The sequence below is a fragment of the Bordetella flabilis genome, from assembly GCF_001676725.1.
In the GTDB taxonomy this organism is placed as follows: domain Bacteria; phylum Pseudomonadota; class Gammaproteobacteria; order Burkholderiales; family Burkholderiaceae_B; genus Bordetella_C; species Bordetella_C flabilis.
This window is the reverse complement of the sequence record NZ_CP016172.1, coordinates 2,722,073-2,740,892: the sequence shown is the minus strand read 5'-3', so window position 1 is coordinate 2,740,892 and position 18,820 is coordinate 2,722,073. Positions and strand designations below refer to the sequence as shown.

Here is an 18,820-nt window from a genome sequence, read left to right as displayed (position 1 = left end):
GGATGAACGTGGAATGAAGCGTTGAATAACGGCTCTTGAAAAGAATAGCACCGCCACGCCTGCTTTATCGGAAGAACCCGCATCCGTTCTCATCCGCGCCCTACACGACATGCGGCGTCATCCGTTCCGCGCGCGCCTGTCCGCTTATGGATCGGCACATACCGCCCTTCTAGACTTGCATCGTCTTCAGCGCACGACGATAAGAAAGGAAAAGGAAGGTAATGAGCAACGCATTCGGCATACATGGCGCCCTGCCTGGCGTGATGGCCGCGCGGGAAACCGCGGCCCGCGGCAAGATCGGCAACCTCTCCTTCGCGGTACTGGCGGGATCGCCCAAAAGGCGCCCACCCGGTCCGGCCTCGGCGCCGCCACGCCCCTTCAACGTCGTGGAAACACGCAACAACGGCGCCCTGCGCAGGGCGCAGAACGCACTGGAGCGAGGCCTCGGTAAAACCGCGACGAACCTGCGGCGCGGCCTCATGAAAGCGAAGAACGGCCGGGCGCCGGACGGCCAGCGCGGCTTTGCGCGGCTCGACCGGATGGCCGGCAAGGCCGCCGACCTCGCGGCCCGTACAGACGGCGCGGCGGTCGACATCCACCGCATACTGCAGGACCACCTGCTGCAACGAGGCACCGGCAAGACCCGGCCCGACCCCGCCGAGCCGGGCGCAAGGCAGGTCGAGGATCTGCTGCGCCTGAAGCGAGCGACCGGCCATTGGATGCGCGGCGCCAGCCCCGACGAATCGGTCGAGCAGGTGAAACGGGCCTTCGACACGATGGTGAACGATGAATCCGCCCTGGTCGCGACACGCGAGCGCGTGGAAGCCTTGTGCCGCGGCCTCGCCGACGCCGAGAGAACGCCCGGCGCCGATGGATCGCTGCATATCGGCATCGATATCGTCAAAGGCTTCCGGCACTTGCAGAGCACGCGCCGCATGTTCCGCAGCGCGGCGGAGGATGTGGCCTTCCACATGCCGGCCGTACGCATGCTGAGCCGGCAGCCGAATGGCGCCGATACCTTGGGCCGGGCCTTGTGCGCGCTGTCGGCCCAGGCCGGCCCGGGATGGGAACAGGCAATGAACCGCTGGCTGGACGACGAGCCGCAACAGCTCTCGGGCGATGTCCCGCGCAGCGAAGTACTGAAGCGGGCAACCGCGGACTTGAAGAGCGAGCTGCACGCCTTCCGGACCGCCGCCATGCGCGCGCTGGAGGAAGTCGCGCAGGGCAAAGTGCTGCCCCTGGCCGATTCATCTTTGCGCGACACCGCAAGCGCCTTGCAGATCCTGTACGAAAGCGTGGCCGGCCTGCCGGGCTGCAAGGGGAATCCCCAGGAATGCAACACGCAGATCAGGGCGCTCTACGAGCATGCCCTGCATAATGCTTTGCTGCCCGCCGAAGAACGGAATCTGCACGGCGCCATCGAACTGTCCGCGCCGCTCACGGGCGTGCTCGCGACCCTCATGGCGCAGGTGGACGGGCAAATGGCTGCCTTGCGATGCCATGACGCCCTGGACGGCCAGGAGGTCCATGCCATGCGCAAGCGCCTGCTCTACGGCGTCCTGGACCGGATGGGGGTACGGCATGCCATCGACGGGCTGTCCGATTCCCTTTGGCTGGCGACGCAACGCGCGCAGCAGGCGTCCGGCCCCGGAAAGCGCGGCAAGACACGTCCCCCCTGGACGGAGAACCGCGGAAAAGAAATCAGGAAAGACCGGGCCAGGATGGCGGAGAAGGCCCGCAAGGACATGCTGAATCGCTTCGATGCCTTGCTGGCGTCCCTCGCACAGGGCGAAACCCGGCCGGCGCAAAAGGTCGCGGAGCGCAAACTGCCGGGCATTCTCGACGGCCGGCGGACGCTGGCCCGCTTCGGGCGGTCCGAGGACGCATGGATACAGGACATCGACAAGCGCCTCGCGGGGATGGGGGAAGACGCCATACGGCGCATGCGCAACGGGCCGCTCGCCCGGCACATGGCGGGCAGGATCGATCTGCTGGCAAACATGCCCGCCCAAAGCCGTGAAGACGCGCACAACGTACTGGAAAGCGTATGGCTGCGCATCAATATCGGACAGGCCAGAATACTGACGCGTGAATACATCGGCAAGGTCGCGGCGGCCGTCGACCCGGCGCACGGTCGATCTGCACCCGGCCAGCCCGGCGCGGATGGCTTCCATGACATCTTCCGCCAGGGCCCGGCGCAGCGCGAGGAGGCCCGCGACCAGGCGATATTCAAGGCCACCACCCAGCTGAACCATCAGCTCTACATGACCTTCTATGGCGTGGCGGCGGATGCCCAGGACCTGGGTGCCGCCGGCGCCCGCATGGCCTGGACCGCCATGGGGCAAGGCCTGCAACACTGCTGGCCCGCCTTGCGCGACGATGAGCTTGCCGCCTTGCTCAAGGTGTTTTCCCCCTATGCGGAGACGTCCGGCGGCATCAGCCTGCGGGCTCGTCAAGACCATATCGCGATGGCGGAGCAGGACGAAGACCGTACCGGCATGCCTGACGGGCAGGACGCCAGCCTGGCCGGACCGCGCAACCGGCCGAGCCGTGGCAACGGACGCCTGCTGCGCGGTGCGCTGAACGAGTTGATCTTCCAGAGCGCGAGCAAGGAGGCGCTTTCACGGCTCGCGCGCGCGGGCTACGCACAAGCCCCCACGCTGCGTGCAGGCCTGGCGCCGGAAGTCGAGGCACTGTGGGATGCCGTCGATCGGCGGCTGGCGGTTCAACTGAACAACGCGGAGGCACCGGAGGTGGTGTCGCGATTGGTGCGCCACGCCTGCAGGCCGGATAAGGCGGCGGTGCCGGCGTTTCTCTTTACAGGCTCGCGCTATGAGGCGGTCGAAAACCGGCTCAGCCGCCTGTGGCGTCCGTTCGAAGCGTTGGACCAGTCCCTGTCCGCCGCCGGCGCGGCCTTGAATATCGGCCTTTGCGGCGATGCCGGAGGCAACCGGATAGATGTCGTCCGCACCATGGCCGGACTGCGGCAGGCGGTGCTCGAACAAACCGGGATCCTGCGCGACATCGGCGATCCTGCCAGCCAGGGCGGGCTGCCGTGGCGGAAGATGCAAAAGGCATCGCGGCCCGTGCCCGACCGCGGTGCGGACCACACGTTCCCCTTCCCCACCTTGCCGCTGACGCCGCAGCCTTCGTTGCGCATGGCTGGCGATCGGGCCGTCACGGTGCCGCCGCCGCCCGCCGGACGGCCGGTATCTCCGCCTCATTCCCTGGCGCCCGGTTTCACGCGACAGATGTATGACGCCGTGTCCGACGACGACATGTACGAGCGCATCTCGCTGGATGGCGGCGCGATGCAAACGCACCGCGAACCTCGCCAGTCCTTGTACGAGGGTGGATCCGAGGCGTCCGTGTCGGCGGGTCAGCGCCGGCTGCCGGTGACCGGCAATGATTGGCCGCACGGCATCCACCACTACGACACGGTCAGCGATAGTGGCAGCGACAGCGGTATCCAGGATATGTCTTCGGAAGACTCCGTCGACGAAGATGGGTACCAGAGAGCGCGTCCCGCGCGCGCGGTCGCAACCGCGATCCCTGGCGGCGGCGCCGTACCGTCGCGCATCGCGCAGGACCGGCCCGGATCGGATACCGCAGACGGCCGCGGACGGCTGGCCGACCTGGCGTTCGAAGCCGCGCAGCGCCGCAAACGCGAGGCGCTGCGGATATCGATGGTCTGAGCGCCGGCCGCTAGTCCTGGTGCGCGGCCGCGATGCCCTCCAGCATGCGGACACCGGGCATGGGGCTGGCATAGACCGCCTGCGCCAGCGCTTCGATGGCGGCCAGCCGGGGGAAGCTGCGCCGCCACGCCAGCACCACGCGGCGGTCCGGCGCGGGCGCCTCCAGCGGCACGTAGCGCAGCAGGCTGTCGGCCGGCGGATGCTCCGGCACCGCGCTGACCGGCAACACGGTAATGCCGATGCCCGCGGCCACCATATGGCGTATGGTCTCCAGCGACGAGCCTTCGAAGGTGCGCTGGATGCCGTCGCTGGCCGCGGAAAAACGCGACAGCTCGGGGCAGACTTCCAGCACCTGGTCGCGGAAGCAGTGGCCGCTTCCCAGCAACAGCATGGTTTGCTGCTTCAGATCCTGCGCGGCGATCTCTTTGCGCTCGGCCCAGGGATGGTCCTTGGGTACGGCCACCAGGAATGGCTCGTCGTACAGCGGCTGGATCACGAGGCCCGCCTCGGGCAGCGGCAGCGCCATGATGGCGCAGTCGATTTCTCCCTGGCGCAGCAATTCCACCAGCCTGATGGTGAAGTTCTCCTGCAGCAGCAGCGGCATCTGCGGCGTGCGTTCGATCTGCACGGGCACCAGCCTGGGCAGCAGGTAGGGCCCGATGGTATGGATGACGCCCACTCGCAGCGGCCCCGCCAGGGGATCATGCCCCTGCCGGGCGATTTCCTTGATGCTGGCGCTTTCCTCCAGGACCTTCTGCGCCTGCGCGACGATGCGCTGGCCGATGGGCGTGACGCCGACTTCGGCGCCGCCGCGTTCGAAAATGGTCACGCCCAGCTCGTCCTCCAGCTTGCGGATGGCCACCGACAAGGTCGGCTGGCTGACGAAACAGGCCTCCGCCGCACGGCCGAAGTGGCGTTCGCGCGCCACGGCGACAATGTATTTGAGTTCGGTGAGGGTCATGGTGGCGGTTCCGTAGGCATGGCCGCAAGGCGGCACGAGGGTCGGGGTCGGCGCATCGCTTCAGGTGCGCAGGAAATCTTCGCGGCCGCGCATCCAGCGCGCCAAATGGGCTTGCACGGCATCCAGGTAATCCTTGCGCAGCCACACTGCGGCCTCGCGGGCCTGCTCGGCGATCGCCGCATCCAGCTCCAGGTCGGCGAAGCGCAGCAGGGCAAGGCCTGACTGGCGCGTGCCGAGGAACTCGCCCGGGCCGCGCTGCAGCAGGTCGCGGCGCGCGATCTCGAAGCCATCCGCCGTCTCGAACATGGCGCGCAGGCGTTCGCGCGCGATGCGCGACAGCGGCGCCTGGTACATCAGTACGCAGACCGATTCGGCCGTGCCCCGCCCTACCCGCCCGCGCAGCTGATGCAGCTGCGCCAGGCCGAAGCGCTCGGCGTGCTCGATCACCATGAGCGACGCATTGGGCACGTCCACGCCCACTTCGATCACGGTGGTCGCCACCAGCACGTCGATGTCGCCAGCGCGGAAGGCCTGCATGACGGCGGCCTTGTCGCCTTGCGGCAGGCGCCCATGCACCAGGCCGATGCGCAGGTCCGGCAGGTCCGCGCGCATCGCTTCGTAGGTGTCCACCGCCGTCTGCAGCTCCAGCGCTTCGCTTTCCTCCACCAGCGGGCACACCCAATATGCCTGGCGGCCGCTGCGCACGGCCTGTGCGATATGCGCGATGACCTCGTCGCGCCGGACATCGGACACCAGCTTGGTGACGACGGGGGTGCGGCCTGGCGGCAGTTCGTCGATGACGGACACGTCCAGGTCGGCGAAGAAGGTCATGGCGAGCGTGCGCGGAATGGGCGTCGCGCTCATGTTCAGCTGATGCGGCACCACGCGGCCGCGCGTGGTTTCGCCCTTGCGCGTCAGGGCCAGGCGTTGCCCGACCCCGAAGCGGTGTTGTTCGTCCACGATGGACAGGCCCAGCCGTTCGAAGGCCACATGGTCCTGGATCAGGGCCTGCGTGCCGACCACCAGCCGCACGCTGCCATCGGCCACCGCCGCGGCAGCTTCGCGCCGCGCCTTCGCGCCCAGGCTGCCGCTCAACCAGGCCACCCCTACGCCCAACGGTTCCAGCCAGTCGACCAGCTTGCGGAAATGCTGCTCGGCCAGGATCTCCGTCGGCGCCATCATCGCGACCTGTACGCCCGCCTCCATGGCCTGCGCCGCGGCGATGGCGGCCACCACCGTCTTGCCGCTCCCGACATCGCCTTGCAGCAGGCGATGCATGGGAAAAGGCCGCGCCAGGTCGGCGCTGATTTCCTCCACCACGCGCGCCTGCGCGGCCGTCAGGGTGAACGGCAGCGCGCGATACAGGCGCGCCACCAGGCCGTCGGGGTCCTGCGTCCGCGCCAGCGGCAAGGCCTTGTGCGTGCGTCGTGCGGCACGCGCGGCAGCCAGGGACAATTGCTGCGCCAGCAGCTCGTCGAACTTGATACGGCGCCAGGCGGGGTGCGCACGCTCGACCAGTTCGTATTCGGACACGCCGGGCGGCGGGGCGTGCAGGATGCGTATGGCCTCGTCGAAGGCGGCCAGGTCGTAGCGTTCGCGCACCGGCGCGGGCAGCGTATCGGCCAGGTCCGCCTGGGACAGCGCCTGCGCGATGGCTTTGCGCAATACCGACTGATGCAGCCCTTCCGTAGTGGGATAGACGGGCGTAAGCGCGGTGGCCAGCGGCGCATCGGCGCTGGCCATGCGTGGATGCACCATCTCGCGCCCGAACAGGCCGCCGCGCACTTCGCCGCGCGCCCGCAGCCGGCGTCCCACGGTCAATTGGCGCTGCTGGCTGGGATAGAAGTTGAGCCAGCGCAACTGCAACTCGCCGGTCTCGTCGGCGATGGCGGCCGTCAATTGCTTGCGCGGACGGTACTGCACCTCGCAACGCGTGATTTCGCCCTCCACCTGCGCGGCGTAACCCGGCCGCAACGCGGAAATCGGCGTCACCCGGGTTTCGTCCTCGTAGCGCAGGGGCAAATGCAGGATGAGGTCGGCCGGCTCCACCAAGCCCAGCGATTGCAGCCGGCGCTCGGCATCGCTGCGCGCTGCCGGGGCCTGGGCAGGCACGGCGGCGCGCGTTTTACCGGAGGCCACGGCGGTCGGCATGGCGACTGAAAGCGGCTGGAGCGTCGGAACGGCGAACTGTCTCTACAGCACCACCACGGCTTCGACCTCGAACTGCGCGCCCTTGGGCAGGCTGGCCACGCCCACGGTGGAACGTGCCGGGAATGGCTGGGGGAAGAATTCTTCCATGATGGCATTCACGGTGCCGAACTTGCCCAGGTCGGTCAGGAACAGGGTGAGCTTGGCCACGTCGGTCAGCGTGCCGCCTGCGGCCAGCACCACCGCGTGCATGTTCGCGAACGCCTGCCTGACCTGCCCTTCGAAGCTTTCCGAAACCAGTTCGCCGCTATGCGGCTCCAGGCCGATCTGCCCGGAGAGGTAGACGGTCTTGCTGCCGCTCACAGCGACCGCCTGGGAGTAAGGGCCGACGGCCTTGGGCGCGTCCTGGGTATGGATGATTTGCTTGCTCATGGGCGGATCCTCGGAAAGGCATAGGAAAACTTCTATCGAAGTTTAATCATCCATAGACTACTGCGAAAGTCCCGTGGCGTGTTCCGCCGACGCGATATGCGCGCGCTGGCACACCAGCGTGTCGTACAGGGTCTGCGCCGCCAGCGGCAGGCTGCGTCCGCTGCGCCGGACCAGGTAGAGCGAGCGCGTCGGCGCCTTGCCGGCCAATGGCCGGATAGCGAGGCCGGGACGGCGGAAGTGGAACAGCGTCATGGCGGGCACGATGCTGACGCCCAGCCCCGCGGCGACCAGGCCGGTAACGGTGGCCAGGTGTTCGACCTCCACCAGGGGGCGCAGGCGGCGCCGGCCCAGCGCGGCGTCCAGGTGCTGCCTGACACTGCTGTTGCGGGCAAGCTGGATCAACGGCCACTTGACGATCTGCGCCAGCGTGGCCGCCGGCTGCGCGGCCAGCGGATGGTCGTCGCGGCACACCAGGTGGAAGCGGTCCGCGTGCAGGAATTCGCTATCCAGCTCCGACATATCGGCGCGGCGCGACGCCACCGCGAAGTCCACTACGCCATCGCGCACCATGTCCAGGCAGGGATCGAGCAAGGCATCGCGCAGCGTCAGCGCAATGCCGGGATAGGCGCGATGGAACTCGGCCAGGATGCCCGGCAGCCATCCGGCCGCCAGCGAAGGCAGCGCGGCCAGCGCCACGCGGCCGCGGCGCCGCGCGGCGTGGTCCCGCAGGTCTTCCATGACCAGGTCGAAATCCGCCAGCAGGCGCCGCGCGGAGGCATCCAGCACCCGGCCTTCCGCCGTCAGTTCCACATGGCGCGTGGTGCGGTCGAACAGCCGCATGCCGGTGCCTTCCTCGATGGCGCGGATCAGCGCGCTGAACGCCGGCTGCGTCAGGTGGCAGCGCTGCGCCGCGCGCGTGAAGTGCTTCTCTTCGGCCAAGGCCACGAAGGCACGCAGGTGCCGCGCCGATAAATTCATGGGTTTTCTCTATCAATCCATTCTTTATTTCTATTTTACGTATGAACGGCATCTTCCTATAGTGGTTCCCGGAGACAAAGAGACACTATGGCGAACTCCCCATTACTCATCGGGTGCGCATCGGGCTTTTCCGGCGACCGTACCGACGGCGCGGGCCCTGTGGTCGACACACTGGCCGCGCGGGGCGGCGGCACGCTGATCTTCGAAACGCTGGCCGAACGCACCCTGGCGCTGGCCCAACTGGCCCGCCAGCAGGATCCGCGCGGCGGCTACGAACCCTTGCTCGATGACCTGGTGGCACCCGTGCTGGCGCGGTGCCTCGCGCATGGCATCCGCATCGTCAGCAACTTCGGGGCGGCCAATCCGCCCGGCGCGGCCCGCCGTATCGCCGAACTGGCCCAGGCCCAGGGCCTGCGCCCGCCGCGCATCGCCATCGTCCACGGCGACGACCTATCCTCGCCCGCCCAGCGGGCCTTGTTGCGTGAACAACTGGGCACGGCGGTGGACAGCATGGATATCGTCAGCGCCAATGCCTACCTGGGCGCGGCCGACATCGCGGGGGCCTTGCGCGCCGGCGCCGATATCGTCGTCGCGGGCCGCGTGGCCGACCCTTCGCTGACAGTGGGTCCGGCCATGGCCCATTTCGGCTGGGGCGAAGACGAATGGGAAAAGCTGGGCCGGGCCACCATGGCGGGCCATATGCTGGAATGCGGGACGCAGGTCAGCGGCGGCTATTTCTGCGTTCCGGGCCTGAAGGATGTCGACGGGCTGCATGAAACCGGATTTCCCATCGCCGAGATCGACGCCGACGGCCATTTCATCGTGGGCAAGGCCGCACATACCGGCGGACGCGTGGATGCGCGCACGGCCAAGGAACAATTGCTCTACGAGGTCCACGACCCGGCGCGCTACCTGACGCCGGACGTGGTGGCCGACATCGCCCGCGCCGAGGTGGTCGAACTGGGCGAAGACCGCGTGGCGCTGCGCGGAATCACGGGCCATCCACGCCCCGATACGCTGAAGGTGAATGTCTGCCATCGCGGCGGCTGGCTGGCCGAAGCGGAAATTTCCTATGCCGGCGTGCAGGCCGAGGCGCGCGCGCGGCTGGCGGCGGATATCGTGCGGCGGCGGCTGAATGGCGCCTTGCCTTTGCGCATCGACCTGATCGGGGCCGTCAGCATCCTGGACGACGATGGCGGCGCGCTGCGAGCCGCCCTGCCCGGCCGCCATGCGCGCGACGTGCGCCTGCGCGTGGCCGGCACGCATGCAGACCGCGCCACCGGCGAAGGCGTGCTGCGCGAAGTCACGGCCTTGTATTGCTGCGGCCCCGCCGGCGGCGGCGGCGTGCGGACGGCGCTGCGACCGCGCCTGAACATGGTGTCCTGCGCCATCGCGCGCGACGCCGTGCGTAGCGGCTGGCGGATGTTCGATCACGCCACGGAGTTGTCATGAACGGATCCCCACAGCAACCGCCAGCCGACACAGGCATGCGCGACGTGCCGCTCTACCGGCTGGCGCATAGCCGTTCCGGCGACAAGGGCGATATCTCCAACCTCAGCCTCATCGCCTGGGATGAGGAATGCTATGCGGTGATCGAAGCCTATGTCACGGCCGAACGGGTACGGGAATGGTTCGCGTATCGCAAGCCGGACGCGGTCACCCGCTATGTGCTGCCGCGCCTGCAAGCCATGAACTTCGTGCTGGACGGCGTGCTCGATGGCGGCGTCAACGACGCATTGAACCTGGACGCCCACGGCAAATCGCTGTCGTTCTGGCTGCTGGACCTGCCCGTTCCGGTACCGGCGGCCCTGGCGGCCCGGTTGCCGGACGTGGACGGCGACATCCCGCCCTGGGGGTGATCCAGCCCCCGACGACACCCGACCACCAAACTACCAAACCACAACTCAGGAGACATGAATATGAAAATCCAAGCCCTGCCGGCGGTCGCGGCACTGCTGGTGGCCACCTGCGCGCCGTTCGCGGCGTCCGCGCAAGACTTTCCGAACCGCAATATCACCTTCGTCGTGCCCTTTGCCGCCGGCAGCGCCACGGACCAGATCGCCCGCGCCATCGGCCAGGGCGTGACCGAACAGACCGGCCAGGCCGTGGTCATCGAGAACAAGCCGGGCGCCAGCGCCATGATCGGCGCCCAGGCCGCGGCGCGCGCGAAGCCGGACGGCTACACGGTGCTGATCACGACCAACACCACCCACGCCGCGAACGAGCACCTGTACAAGCAGCTCCAGTACGACCCCGTGAAGGATTTCGCGCCCTTGACGCTGTTGGGCAAGGGTAGCCAGATCATGGTGGTGAATCCCGCCTTCCCGGCCAGGACGGTTGGCGAATTCCTGGCCATGGCGCGCAAGGAACCCGGCAAGCTGAGCTTCGGCAGCGGCAGTTCCAGCAGCCGCATCGCCGGCGAGCTGCTGCAGCAGATGGCCAATGTGAAACTGCTGCATGTGCCGTACAAGAGCAATCCCCTGGCCGTGACGGATCTGCTGGGCGGCCAGATCAGCACCATGATCACCGACATGGCGACCGGACTGCCGCAGGTACAGGCGGGCAAGCTGCGCGCGCTGGGCGTGACGACCCTGAAGCGCTCGCCACTGGCGCCGGACGTGCCGACGATCGCGGAATCCGGCGTGCCGGGATACGAGATGGGTTACTGGTTCGCGGCCTATGCGCCGGCCGGCACGCCCGACAATGTCGTCAAGCGTTTGAACGAACTGCTGGTCAAGGCGACCACCGGCGCGGCCGCCAAACAGTTCTATGGATCCACCGGCACGGAGCCGTCGACTTCCACGCCCGCCGAACTGGCCGCCTTCCAGAAGTCAGAATCCAAAAAGTGGCAGACCATCATCAAGCAGGCCGGCATCGAGCCTGAATGAGCACGCCGCGCCGTCGGGCGGGCTTGCCCCGACGGCGCATCGATGCGGGTTGGGCCGACGCGGGCTTACTTTTCCACGAAGGCGCGTTCGACCACGTAATCCCCGGGCTGGCCCACGCCGGGGGACACGACGAAGCCGCGATCGTTCAGCATGGCGCTGATGTCGGCCAGCATGTGCGGGCTGCCGCAAATCATGGCGCGGTCCACCGCCGGGTCCAGCGGCGGCAGGCCGATGTCCTGGAACAGCTTGCCGTTCTCCACCAGTTGCGTGATACGGCCCTGGTTGCGGAAAGGCTCGCGGGTCACCGTCGGGTAGTAGACCAGCTTGCCGTTGACCATGTCGCCGAAGAACTCGTTGGCGGGCAGTTCGTTCTGGATGTAGTCCGCATAGGCGAGTTCGCTCTTCCAGCGCACGCCGTGCACCAGGACGACTTTCTCGAAGCGGTCGTAGATGTCCGGATCCTTGATGATGCTCATGAACGGCGCGAGCCCGGTGCCCGTGCCGAACAGGTACAGGTGCTTGCCCGGCTTGAGATCGTCAACCACCAGAGTGCCGACCGGCTTGCGGCTGACCAGGATGGTGTCGCCTTCCTTCAAATGCTGCAGCCGGGACGTCAAGGGGCCGTCCGGCACCTTGATGCTGAGGAATTCCAGGTTTTCCTCGTAGTTGGCGCTGGCGATGCTGTACGCGCGCAGCAAGGGCTTGCCGTCCACTTCCAGGCCGATCATGACGAAATGGCCGTTATGGAAGCGCAGCGCCGCATCGCGGGTAGTCTTGAAGGAAAAAAGGGTGTCGTTCCAGTGGTGCACGCTGAGGACGCGCTCGGTATTGAAGGCTGCCATAGGGATCGAAAGGTGTGGCGCGGCAGCGCTCTGTGACCGCGGCCGCCGGACGGCGAAAAAAGGAAGCCGTCCAGATTGGGGTAAGTCCCGATTTTATACGGTTTTGTTGATAAGGCTTCTCAACTGGGCAGGTTTTGGCATATTTGCGCCAACAGATTTGTTGTTAGCAAATAACCGATGCAACGGCGCCCGACATCCGGACGCAACCGTGGCCCATCGCCCGGCCGCTCGGACCCATGACGCGCCTGACATTCAGTTGAATGAACGGTTGATTCTTGCTATCTTCCCGCTTTCGGTGACTGATAATAATTTTCGTTAACAGTCCGCTGGCCGCACGCGGGCGGTCGGCCGACACGGAGCCACACGCAATGAAATTCCTACGCTCTCCTCTTTCGAACGTTTTCGGCGCCTTGTGCCTGGCCGGCGCGGTATACGCGGCGCCTGCGCTGGCGGCCGACGAGGTCACGCTGTATACGACGCGCGAACCCAAGCTGATCCAGCCCCTGCTGGATGCCTATACCAAGGAAAGCGGCGTCAAGGTGAACACCGTGTTCGTCAAGGACGGGCTGCTGGAGCGCGTCAAGGCCGAGGGAGACAAGTCGCCCGCCGATGTGCTGATGACCGTCGACATCGGCAATCTGCTGGATCTGGTGGACGGCGGCGTGACGCAGGCCGCGCCATCCCGCGCGCTCGAATCCGCAGTGCCCGCCAATCTGCGCGGGGCGAATGGCGCGTGGTATGCCCTGTCCCTGCGCGATCGCGTGCTGTACGTCGAAAAGGACCTGCCGCTGTCCAGCTTCCACTACGAAGACCTGGCCGATCCGAAGTGGAAGGGCAAGGTGTGCATCCGATCCGGCCAGCATCCCTACAACACCGGGCTGATCGCAGCCATGATCGCCCACGACGGCGCCGAGGCCACTGAAAAATGGCTGCGCGGCGTCAAGGCCAATCTGGCGCGCAAGGCCGCCGGCGGCGATCGCGACGTGGCGCGCGACATCCTTGGCGGCATCTGCGATATCGGCCTGGCCAACGCGTATTACGTCGGCCACATGAAGAACGCGCAGCCCGGCACCGACGCGCGCAAATGGGGCGATGCCATCAAGGTGGTGCGCCCCACCTTCGCCAAGGCCAAGGACGGCGGCACGCACGTGAATATCAGCGGCGCGGCGGTCGCGCGCCATGCCCCGCACAAGGAAGGCGCGGTCAAGCTGCTCGAATACCTGGTATCGGCGCCCGCGCAGGCCTTGTATGCACAGGCGAATTACGAATACCCCGTCCGCAGCGGCGTCAAGCTGGACCCGGTCGTGGAAAGCTTCGGCCCGCTGAAGGTGGACGGGCTGTCCGTCGCGGAAATCGCCAAGTACCGCAAACAAGCGAGCGAGCTCGTCGATAAGGTGGGCTTTGACAACTGATGGCCTGGTCATGGGGCGCGGCTCTGATCGCGCTGGTCGTCTGCGCCCCGTTGGCGGCGCTGGGTTGGCAGGCGCTGGGGACCGACGCCGGCCACTGGGCGCACCTGGCAGCCTATGTGCTGCCCCAGGCCGCCTCCAATACCGGCCTGCTGCTGTTGGGCGTGGGCGTGCTGGCCGCGCTGCTGGGCACGGGGAGCGCCTGGCTGGTCAGCGCCTATGAATTCCGCGGCCGCCGCATACTGAGCTGGGCCTTGCTGCTGCCGCTGGCGGTGCCGACCTATATCGTCGCCTTCGCCTATCTGGACCTGCTGCACCCCATCGGGCCGGTGCAGGGCGCGATCCGCGCGCTGCTCGGCTATGACAGTCCGCGCCAGTTCCGCTTGCCCGAACTGCGCTCGCTGCCCGGCGCGATTTTCGTGCTGGGCTTCGCGCTCTATCCCTACGTCTACCTGAGCACCCGCGCCATGTTCATGACGCAGGCCGCCAACATGCTGGAAGCCGCCCGCACGCTGGGCGAAGGACGCATCGGCGCGTTCTGGCGCGTGGCGCTGCCCATGGCCCGCCCGGCCATCGCGGTGGGCGTCAGCCTGGCCTTGCTCGAAACATTGAATGACATCGGCGCCTCGGAATTCCTGGGCGTGCAAACCTTGACGGTCTCGGTCTATACCACCTGGGTCACCCGTTCGGATCTGGCCTCGGCGGCGCAGATCGCGCTGACCATGCTGCTGATCGTGGTGGGCCTGATCCTGCTCGAACGCCATGGGCGCCGGCGGCAACGCTACGCGACCGCGCAGCGCATGCGGCCGATGCAGCCCGTGCGCCTGCAAGGCTGGCGCGCCGCGCTGGCCGCCCTGCTGGGCGCCATCCCGGTGACGCTGGGCTTCGCCGCGCCGGCGCTATACCTGCTTTGGGAGGTGCAGAAGCGCCTGCACCTGGTGGGCGGCGTCTCGCGCCAGCTCTGGGCGGCGGCGGGCAATACCCTGGCCATCGCGAGCATCGCCACCGTGGTTACGCTGGGCTGCGGCATGGTGGTGGCATGGGCCGCGCGCGCCACGCGGGAAAGCGCCCGCGGCAGGCTGGCGCAGGCGTATGCGCGGCTCGCCGGACTGGGCTATGCGGTGCCCGGCACTGTGCTCGCCATCGGCCTGCTGACCCCCTTCAGCCTGTTCGACCGCGCACTCTCGGCCACGGTCGGAACGACAGGCCTGGTGCTGATGGGATCGGCGGCGGCGCTGGTTTGCGCCTATAGCATCCGCTTCCTCGCCATCGCGGCCGGCGGCCTGGAGGCCGGGCTGGCGCGCATCCCCGCGTCACTGGAACAGGCAGCGCGCCTGCTCGGCGAAACGCCGGGCGGGACGCTGCGACGCGTACACCTGCCGCTGCTGCGGCCGGCCATGGCCGCGGCTGCGCTACTCGTCTTCGTCGACGCAATGAAAGAGCTGCCCGCCACCCTGCTGCTGCGGCCGATGAATTTCGACACGCTGGCGACCTGGCTGTACGGCGAGGCGGCCCGCGGCACCTACGAAGAAGGCGCCGTGGCGGCGCTGGGCATCGTGGCGGCCGGACTGCTGCCGGTCATCCTGCTGGCGCGCGGCCAGGAAAAACTGCCGCGCGCACCGGCGGGCGCGGCCAGCGCCCGCTATACCGGACATCCCGCATCATGACCGCCACGCTCGAACTCGATCAACTCGGCCTCGCCTATGACACCCCGCGTGGCCCGCGGCGTGTGGTCGATGACCTGAGCCTGACGCTGCCCGGCGGCCACATCGGCTGCCTGCTGGGGGCCTCTGGCTGCGGCAAGACGACGGTGCTGCGCGCCATCGCGGGCTTCGAACCGCCGGTGGCCGGCCGCATTCTTCTCGACGGCGCGGTCCTGTCCAGCGCCACCTCCTCCGTCGCGCCCGAACGCCGGCGCGTAGGCATGATGTTCCAGGACTATGCCCTGTTCCCGCACCTGACGGTACGCCGCAACGTCGGCTTCGGCCTGCGCCGCATGCCGCGCGACGAGTGCAGGCGCCGCGTCGACGAAATGCTGGACCTGGTCGGCCTGGCCCACGCGGCGGACAGCTATCCGCACGAGCTGTCCGGCGGGCAGCAGCAACGGGTCGCGCTGGCGCGCGCCCTGGCGCCCTCGCCCGAGCTGCTGCTGCTGGACGAGCCGTTTTCGAATCTGGACGCGGATGCGCGCGAACGGCTGGCCTTCGAGGTGCGCGACATCCTCAAGCACACCGGCCACACGGCGATGCTGGTCACCCATGACCAGGCCGAGGCCTTCGCCATCGCCGACCGCATCGGCGTCATGGCGGAAGGCCGGATCGCGCAGTGGGATACGCCCTACAACCTGCGCCATCATCCGGCCACGCCAGCAGTGGCCGACTTCATCCGCCGCGAAGCGCTTGCGGAACGGCGCGCCGCTGCGTACGCGCGCGGCGCCAGGCCCCCCGCCGCCGCGGCCTGACATCGCGCGCGGCAGCGCGGTCCCAACGCGAATCCGGCGCGGTCCCCACCGGGTTGCAGCACGATTCCATCGCGATTCCTGCGCGATTCCAGTATCCCACCGGCATCCTCGCGCCGGCACCGCGCCCGGGGTTCAATCGGCCCGCAGCTTGACCTTGCGCGACAGGGCCTCGAAGGTCTGGTATTGGCTGCGGGTCAGCTTTTCCACCTCTTCCGGCGAAGAACCGGAGGGCGCGAAGCCGGCCTGCTCCAGCTTTTGCCTGACGTCGGGCAAGGCCAGCGCCCACTGGAAACCGGCGCTCAGCGTCCTGGTGACTTCAGGCGGCATGCCTGCCGGCCCGTAGACGGCGAACCAGGGATCGACCACCGCGCCCGCATAGCCCAGCTCCTTCAGCGTGGGGACATCGGGCAGTACCGGCGAACGCTTGCTGCCGGTGACGGCCAGGGCCTTGATCTTGCCCGCCTTGATATGCGGCAGCGAGGCAGGCAGGTTGTCGAACAGCATGTCGACATGGCCGCCGAGCATGTCGTTGAGCGCCTGCGAACTGCCCTTGTAGGGGACGTGCTGCAGCCCCGCGCCGGTCAGCTGGTCGAACATGATGCCGGCCAGGTGCATGGACGTGCCGGCGCCCGGCGTGCCGTAACCCAGTCCAGGGTGCTTGCGGGCGTAGTCGATCAGTTGCGCCACGCTGTCCACCGGCAGGCGCGGACCGACATCCAGCACGATGGTGGAGGTGCCCAGCATGCTGATGCCCGTGAATGCCTTGGTAGGGTCGAAAGGCATGGACGGATAGACGAAGGGATTCAAGGCATTGGTCGAGATGGCGCCCAGGCCGATGGTATAGCCGTCCGGCGCCGCCTTGGCGACGGCCTCCATGCCGATGTTGCCGCCGGCGCCAGGGCGGTTTTCAACGACCACGGGGTGGCCGAACCGTTCGGTGAGTTTCTGCCCCACCGTACGGGCCACGATGTCGGTGGTCCCGCCGGGCGTATACGGCACGATGAAGGTGATCTGCCGGGTGGGGAAATCCGCCGCCGACGCCACTGCGCACAAGCCGGCCGCCAGCATCGCGACCGTGGAAAGCCACTTCGCCGATATTCGCATCATTGCCTCCGTGTAAGCGTTTTGACAGCCAACGCATCATATCGGCAAACCGGCGCGCGCGGCCCTGGGCTAACCCTGCCTGGCGGGCGCCAGCGCGGGCAGCGGCGGCGCCGGTATGAATTCCGTGGTGTCCTCCGGCACGCTCTGGCCGAAGCGGTCGCGCGTCCAGTCCTCGCGCGCCTGGGCGATGCGGTCGCGCCGGCTGGACACGAAGTTCCACCACAGGTAGCGCGGACCGTCCAGCGGCTCGCCGCCCAGCAGGGCAATACGCGCGTCACCGAGGGCGCGGAAGCTCACGGGCCGGCCCGGCGCGAATACCACCAGCCGCCCCGCATCGAAACGTTGGCCTTCGATTTCCACTGCGCCCACGGCCACGTAGGCAGCCCTTTCCTCATATTCGGGCGCCAGATCCAGGCGGGCGCCCGGCGCCAGCGTCACGTCGCCGAAAAAAAGCGGAGACAGGGACGGTACCGAGGAAGTCTGCCCGAACAGCGATCCGGCGATGATCTGCGCGCGCACGCCCTCGCCCTCGGCCACGGCCTGCGCATCGCGGCCGTAGTGGGCGAAACCCGGGTCGGTTTCCTCATGGCTGGCGGGCAGCGCGACCCATGCCTGCAAGCCGGCCAGCCCTTGCGGTTGCGCGCGGCTGGCGGCCGATGAACGCTCCGAATGGACGATGCCGCGCCCGGCCGTCATCCAGTTGACCTCCCCGGGCAGGATGGTCTGCACATGGCCCGCGCCGTCGCGGTGCACGATGGCGCCCTCGTACAGGTAGGTCACGGTGGACAGGCCGATGTGCGGGTGCGGCCGCACATCGATCCCGGCGCCCGCCGGCAGGACAGCCGGGCCCATCTCGTCCAGGAAGACGAACGGGCCGACGGTGCGGCGCTCCCGCGACGGCAAGGCGCGCCGCACTTCGAAGTTGCCGATATCGCTGGTGCGGGGCACGACCACCGTTTCAATGGGGGGCGCGTAGCGGGGGGTGAGCTGGGACATGAAGAGGCTCCGCAAGCAAGGGGATCCGACAGGGAAGCAAGCTTCCCTGTCACCGGAGGTCATTCTGCAGTCAGGGCAGGTCGAACACCAGGACTTCGGCGCCTTCACCGTCCGACAGCGCAATGCCGCTTTCGTCCTGGACCGCCACGGCGTCCCCCGCCTGCAAGGCCTGGCCGTTCAGGCTGACACTGCCGCGCGCCACGTGGACCCAGGCGCGCCGCCCGGCGGCCAGCGACACCGTGGCGCTTTCCGACCCGTCGAACAGGCCGACGTACAGGCGCGCGTCCTGGTGGATACGTACCGAGCCGTCGCGTCCGTCGGGCGAGGCCACCAGGCGCAGCCGGCCGCGCTTGTCGGCCTCGTCGAAGCGCTTTTCCTCGTACTCGGGTTCGATGCCGGTCACATCCGGCTCGATCCAGATCTGCAACAGGTGCGTCCCGCGATCCGGCTGCGGATTGAACTCCGAATGCAGCACACCGCGGCCCGCGCTCATGCGCTGCACGTCGCCCGGCCGGATGGTCGAGCCATTGCCCATGCTGTCCTTGTGCGCGACCGCGCCTTCCAGCACATAGGTCACGATCTCCATGTCGCGATGGCCGTGCGTACCGAAGCCGCGGCCGGCGGCGATATGGTCATCGTTGATGACGCGCAGCGGCCCGAACCCCATATAGCGCGGGTCGTGATAGCTGGCGAAGGAAAAGGTATGGTGGCTCTTGAGCCAGCCGTGGTCGGCATAACCGCGTTCTTCGCTGCGTCGCAGGGTAAGCATGGCGTGAACTCCTGTGTGGTGTGTCGATGAACACCATTCTGGGCCCCGGGGCATGGCTTGCGGATGAATCGGTTTGACGACATCATTCAATAAATTTGAATGGCTGCCGCGCGCGGTGCGCTGCCCTCCGTCCGGAA

The 18,820-nt window shown here is 67.8% G+C and carries 15 protein-coding genes; 7 read left to right on the top strand and 8 right to left on the bottom strand.

Annotated elements, in window-relative coordinates; translation table 11 throughout:
* Positions 1-221 precede the first annotated feature (221 nt).
* Complete coding sequence (locus tag BAU07_RS11980) at positions 222-3,695, top strand: hypothetical protein (RefSeq protein ID WP_066657826.1); 3,474 nt, start codon at positions 222-224, stop codon at positions 3,693-3,695.
* A gap of 10 nt (positions 3,696-3,705) precedes the next feature.
* Here the strand turns inward: BAU07_RS11980 and BAU07_RS11975 are convergent, their stop codons facing one another.
* From BAU07_RS11975 to BAU07_RS11960, 4 genes are read right to left on the bottom strand one after another with little or no spacing between them, the layout of a single operon-like run.
* On the bottom strand, positions 3,706-4,656 hold the full coding sequence (locus BAU07_RS11975; protein WP_066657823.1) for a LysR substrate-binding domain-containing protein: 951 nt from the start codon (positions 4,654-4,656) through the stop codon (positions 3,706-3,708).
* Between the two features lie 60 nt (positions 4,657-4,716).
* Positions 4,717-6,807, bottom strand: coding sequence for an ATP-dependent DNA helicase RecG (gene recG / locus BAU07_RS11970; RefSeq protein ID WP_084025638.1), 2,091 nt, complete (start codon positions 6,805-6,807; stop codon positions 4,717-4,719).
* A 42-nt stretch (positions 6,808-6,849) separates the two neighbouring features.
* Positions 6,850-7,236 (bottom strand): Rid family detoxifying hydrolase, encoded by a 387-nt coding sequence (locus tag BAU07_RS11965; RefSeq protein ID WP_066657820.1) that lies wholly within the window; start codon positions 7,234-7,236, stop codon positions 6,850-6,852.
* A gap of 57 nt (positions 7,237-7,293) precedes the next feature.
* Entirely contained in the window at positions 7,294-8,214 is a 921-nt protein-coding gene (locus tag BAU07_RS11960) for a LysR family transcriptional regulator (protein ID WP_066657818.1), read from the bottom strand.
* An 87-nt stretch (positions 8,215-8,301) separates the two neighbouring features.
* Between BAU07_RS11960 and BAU07_RS11955 the strand changes: the two genes are divergently transcribed.
* The 3 genes from BAU07_RS11955 to BAU07_RS11945 are packed head-to-tail and all read left to right on the top strand — an operon-like array spanning position 8,302 to position 11,102.
* A complete protein-coding gene (locus BAU07_RS11955; RefSeq protein WP_066657815.1) occupies positions 8,302-9,666 on the top strand; it encodes an acyclic terpene utilization AtuA family protein in 1,365 nt (454 codons plus the stop codon).
* Positions 9,663-10,073, top strand: a complete 411-nt coding sequence (locus BAU07_RS11950; protein WP_232338291.1) for an AtuA-related protein — start codon at positions 9,663-9,665, stop codon at positions 10,071-10,073. The genes BAU07_RS11955 and BAU07_RS11950 overlap by 4 nt, the downstream gene beginning before the upstream one ends.
* Before the next feature lie 60 nt (positions 10,074-10,133).
* Positions 10,134-11,102, top strand: a complete 969-nt coding sequence (locus BAU07_RS11945) for a Bug family tripartite tricarboxylate transporter substrate binding protein (RefSeq protein ID WP_066657810.1) — start codon at positions 10,134-10,136, stop codon at positions 11,100-11,102.
* Positions 11,103-11,167: 65 nt separating this feature from the next.
* On the opposite strand, the gene BAU07_RS11940 is transcribed toward BAU07_RS11945, so the two are convergent.
* Positions 11,168-11,944: a ferredoxin--NADP reductase gene (locus BAU07_RS11940; RefSeq protein ID WP_066657807.1), complete on the bottom strand. Its 777-nt coding sequence runs from the start codon at positions 11,942-11,944 to the stop codon at positions 11,168-11,170.
* 368 nt (positions 11,945-12,312) lie between these two features.
* Here BAU07_RS11940 and BAU07_RS11935 point away from each other — a divergent pair, with 368 nt between their 5' ends.
* From BAU07_RS11935 to BAU07_RS11925, 3 genes are read left to right on the top strand one after another with little or no spacing between them, the layout of a single operon-like run.
* Entirely contained in the window at positions 12,313-13,356 is a 1,044-nt protein-coding gene (locus BAU07_RS11935; protein ID WP_066657804.1) for a Fe(3+) ABC transporter substrate-binding protein, read from the top strand.
* The gene (locus tag BAU07_RS11930; protein ID WP_066657801.1) at positions 13,356-15,020 is read left to right on the top strand and encodes an ABC transporter permease; all 1,665 of its coding nucleotides are present in this window, start codon (positions 13,356-13,358) and stop codon (positions 15,018-15,020) included. Before BAU07_RS11935 ends, BAU07_RS11930 begins: the two co-directional genes overlap by 1 nt.
* A complete protein-coding gene (locus tag BAU07_RS11925) occupies positions 15,017-15,814 on the top strand; it encodes an ABC transporter ATP-binding protein (RefSeq protein ID WP_066657798.1) in 798 nt (265 codons plus the stop codon). Before BAU07_RS11930 ends, BAU07_RS11925 begins: the two co-directional genes overlap by 4 nt.
* A gap of 132 nt (positions 15,815-15,946) precedes the next feature.
* On the opposite strand, the gene BAU07_RS11920 is transcribed toward BAU07_RS11925, so the two are convergent.
* The 3 genes from BAU07_RS11920 to BAU07_RS11910 form a co-directional block, all read right to left on the bottom strand.
* A complete protein-coding gene (locus BAU07_RS11920; RefSeq protein WP_066657794.1) occupies positions 15,947-16,921 on the bottom strand; it encodes a Bug family tripartite tricarboxylate transporter substrate binding protein in 975 nt (324 codons plus the stop codon).
* 66 nt (positions 16,922-16,987) lie between these two features.
* Complete coding sequence (locus BAU07_RS11915) at positions 16,988-17,914, bottom strand: pirin family protein (protein ID WP_066657789.1); 927 nt, start codon at positions 17,912-17,914, stop codon at positions 16,988-16,990.
* A 70-nt stretch (positions 17,915-17,984) separates the two neighbouring features.
* Positions 17,985-18,683, bottom strand: coding sequence for a pirin family protein (locus BAU07_RS11910; RefSeq protein ID WP_066657786.1), 699 nt, complete (start codon positions 18,681-18,683; stop codon positions 17,985-17,987).
* Positions 18,684-18,820 lie beyond the last annotated feature (137 nt).

What these genes read in the sequence shown, in the direction of transcription:
- BAU07_RS11955 (WP_066657815.1), top strand. Translation starts at nt 8,302, where the DNA reads ATGGCGAACTCCCCATTACTCATCGGGTGCGCATCGGGCTTTTCCGGC.
- BAU07_RS11945 (WP_066657810.1), top strand. Translation starts at nt 10,134, where the DNA reads ATGAAAATCCAAGCCCTGCCGGCGGTCGCGGCACTGCTGGTGGCCACC.
- BAU07_RS11910 (WP_066657786.1), bottom strand. Translation starts at nt 18,683, where the DNA reads ATGCTTACCCTGCGACGCAGCGAAGAACGCGGTTATGCCGACCACGGC.
- BAU07_RS11935 (WP_066657804.1), top strand. Translation starts at nt 12,313, where the DNA reads ATGAAATTCCTACGCTCTCCTCTTTCGAACGTTTTCGGCGCCTTGTGC.
- BAU07_RS11980 (WP_066657826.1), top strand. Translation starts at nt 222, where the DNA reads ATGAGCAACGCATTCGGCATACATGGCGCCCTGCCTGGCGTGATGGCC.
- BAU07_RS11920 (WP_066657794.1), bottom strand. Translation starts at nt 16,921, where the DNA reads ATGATGCGAATATCGGCGAAGTGGCTTTCCACGGTCGCGATGCTGGCG.
- BAU07_RS11965 (WP_066657820.1), bottom strand. Translation starts at nt 7,236, where the DNA reads ATGAGCAAGCAAATCATCCATACCCAGGACGCGCCCAAGGCCGTCGGC.
- BAU07_RS11925 (WP_066657798.1), top strand. Translation starts at nt 15,017, where the DNA reads ATGACCGCCACGCTCGAACTCGATCAACTCGGCCTCGCCTATGACACC.
- BAU07_RS11960 (WP_066657818.1), bottom strand. Translation starts at nt 8,214, where the DNA reads ATGAATTTATCGGCGCGGCACCTGCGTGCCTTCGTGGCCTTGGCCGAA.
- BAU07_RS11915 (WP_066657789.1), bottom strand. Translation starts at nt 17,914, where the DNA reads ATGTCCCAGCTCACCCCCCGCTACGCGCCCCCCATTGAAACGGTGGTC.
- BAU07_RS11930 (WP_066657801.1), top strand. Translation starts at nt 13,356, where the DNA reads ATGGCCTGGTCATGGGGCGCGGCTCTGATCGCGCTGGTCGTCTGCGCC.
- BAU07_RS11950 (WP_232338291.1), top strand. Translation starts at nt 9,663, where the DNA reads ATGAACGGATCCCCACAGCAACCGCCAGCCGACACAGGCATGCGCGAC.
- BAU07_RS11940 (WP_066657807.1), bottom strand. Translation starts at nt 11,944, where the DNA reads ATGGCAGCCTTCAATACCGAGCGCGTCCTCAGCGTGCACCACTGGAAC.
- BAU07_RS11975 (WP_066657823.1), bottom strand. Translation starts at nt 4,656, where the DNA reads ATGACCCTCACCGAACTCAAATACATTGTCGCCGTGGCGCGCGAACGC.
- recG (WP_084025638.1), bottom strand. Translation starts at nt 6,807, where the DNA reads ATGCCGACCGCCGTGGCCTCCGGTAAAACGCGCGCCGCCGTGCCTGCC.